This is a genomic window from Collinsella sp. D33t1_170424_A12 (assembly GCF_015554865.1).
Taxonomy (GTDB): domain Bacteria; phylum Actinomycetota; class Coriobacteriia; order Coriobacteriales; family Coriobacteriaceae; genus Collinsella.
On the sequence record NZ_JADNJJ010000156.1, the window covers coordinates 1 to 2334 of the forward strand.

At 65.4% G+C, this 2334-nt stretch carries 1 protein-coding gene; it reads right to left on the bottom strand.

Going from position 1 to position 2334, the window contains the following annotated elements; translation table 11 throughout:
* Window positions 1-323 precede the first annotated feature (323 nt).
* On the bottom strand, window positions 324-2334 hold a 2011-nt coding region (gene mfd / locus I2E26_RS06795), incomplete at its 5' end, for a transcription-repair coupling factor (RefSeq protein WP_195420125.1).

Below are 2334 nucleotides of genomic sequence, written 5' to 3' on the forward strand. Positions count from 1 at the left end.
CGCATTTCCACTCACTTCGAGGGGTCGGCGGACCAAAAACAACCTGGCACCCCCGAAGTGAGTGGAAAAATCGAGAGGCGCCCGATATCCCGCTGCAATTTGCAAGAAAACCCCAGGTGAGCCGCTCCCCCAACAGGGGCCTACTCGCCCCCTTCGAAAAAATCAACTCACTTCGAGGGGGAGGGCTCGAAGGGAGCTGATTTTTCTCCTCACTTCGAGGGGGAGGGCTCGAAAGAGCTCGATTTCGATCCCGCCTCAAAGAAAAACCGCCTCCCCTTTCTTGGCCATGAGAAAGGAGAGGCGGTTCAAGGCGGTCTTAGGCGCTAATCGTCATCACCCGATGCGCCCAAGCGCACAAGCAGGCCCAACGCGGCCTGGACGCACGTCATGCTCTCGTCGCTTGCGTCGATGCCGCGCCCAACGCCCGACCCCGCGCCAGCACCCGAGCGATACGGCACGGTAAACTTGCGGCTCTTGGGATAGTTGATAGCCCCCAGCTGCCCCTTGAGCTCGAATGCGACAGCCTTGGGCACGTCGATCCCCTGGAACACCAGGCGCCCCTGCGTGAGCGCCACGCTCTCCAGGCCCAGGCGCTCGGCGCGAATGCGGATGCGCGCGCGGTCGAACAGGTTCGCCGCCGCCTGCGGCAGCTCGCCATGCTCGTTCTCGCACTCCTCCTGCACCGCATCCACCACGGAGAGCTCGTCGGCCGCCGCCAGCTTGCGATACACCATCACGCGCTTGTCCACCGCCGGCAGGTACTCCTCGCTTAGGAAGAAATCGGCCGGCAGGTTGATCGTCACACCCGATTCCTCCACATCGGCGCCGCCCTCGCCGCGCGCCTCGGCAACCGCCTGCCCCAGCATCTGCGTGAACAGGTCGAAGCCCACGCTCGACAGGTTACCGTGCTGCTCGGCGCCAACCAGCGAGCCCGCTCCGCGAATCTCCAGGTCGCGCATGGCGATACGCATGCCGCTGCCCAGATCCTGGAACTCCGAGAGCGCCATCAAGCGCTCCGTGGCCTCCTCGGTGAGGGGCAGCTCGCCCGGGAACATGAAGTACGCGTAGGCCTGCGTTGCGGAGCGCCCGACGCGCCCCTTGAGCTGGTACAGCTGCGCCAGGCCCAGGCGCTGCGAGTCCTCGATGATCAGCGTGTTGGAGTGCGGGTTGTCGATGCCGCTCTCGATGATGGTCGTGGCCACGAGCACGTCGATCTTGCCGGTGGCGAACTGTACCATCACATCCTCGACCTCGCGCGGGCTCATCTTGCCGTGCGCCACGCCCACACGGGCCTCGGGCGCTGCCTCGTGCACGCGCTCCACCGCGTCCTCGATGGTCTTCACGCGGTTCGACACGTAGTACACCTGGCCGCCGCGCCCCATCTCCAAGCGGATGGCAGCCGAGACCACATCGGGATCGTACTCGCCCACGTGCACGCTCACCGGACGCCTACCCGTGGGAGGCGTGGTGATGAGGCTCATATCGCGCACCCCCGAAAGCGCCATCTGCATGGTGCGCGGAATGGGGGTCGCCGAAAGCGTGAGCACGTCGATCTGCTCGCGGATGTTCTTGAGCTGCTCTTTATGCTGGACGCCGAACCGCTGCTCCTCGTCGATGATGACAAGCCCCAGGTCGTGCGGATTCACATCGGACGACAGCAGGCGATGCGTGCCCACCAGCACGTCCACCTTGCCTTCCGCGAACGCGGCGAGGGCCCGGCGCTGCTGCGCCGGCGTGCGGAAGCGGCTGAGCACCTCGACCTCCGCGCCGAACGGGGCGAAGCGCTCGAAGAACGTCTCGAAATGCTGCTGGGCGAGAATCGTGGTGGGGCAGAGCACCATGACCTGGCGGCCGCCGGTCACGCACTTGAAGGCCGCACGCAGCGCCACCTCGGTCTTGCCGAATCCCACGTCGCCGCATAGCAGGCGGTCCATGGGCTTGGTGCTCTCCATATCGCCCTTGATGTCGGCGATGGCGTCGAGCTGGTCATGCGTGGGCTCGTACGGGAAGCTCTCCTCCATCTCCACCTGGTCGGGCGTATCGGGACCGAACGCGTACCCGGTGATCGACGAGCGGCGCGTATAGAGGTCCACCAGGTCGAACGCCAACTTCTTGGCGCTCTTGCGGGCCTTGTTCGTCGCGCGGCTCCAATCGGCCGTGTTCAGGCGCGTGAGGCGCGGGTTGGACCCATCGGGGCCCACGTAGCGCGTGATGCGGTCGACCTGCTCGAGCGGAACATAGAGCTTGTCTCCATCGGCATATTCCAAAAGGAAGTAATCGCGCTCGCGACCCGCCACCTCCTGCCGCACGATCTCGGCGAACAGGGCGATGCCG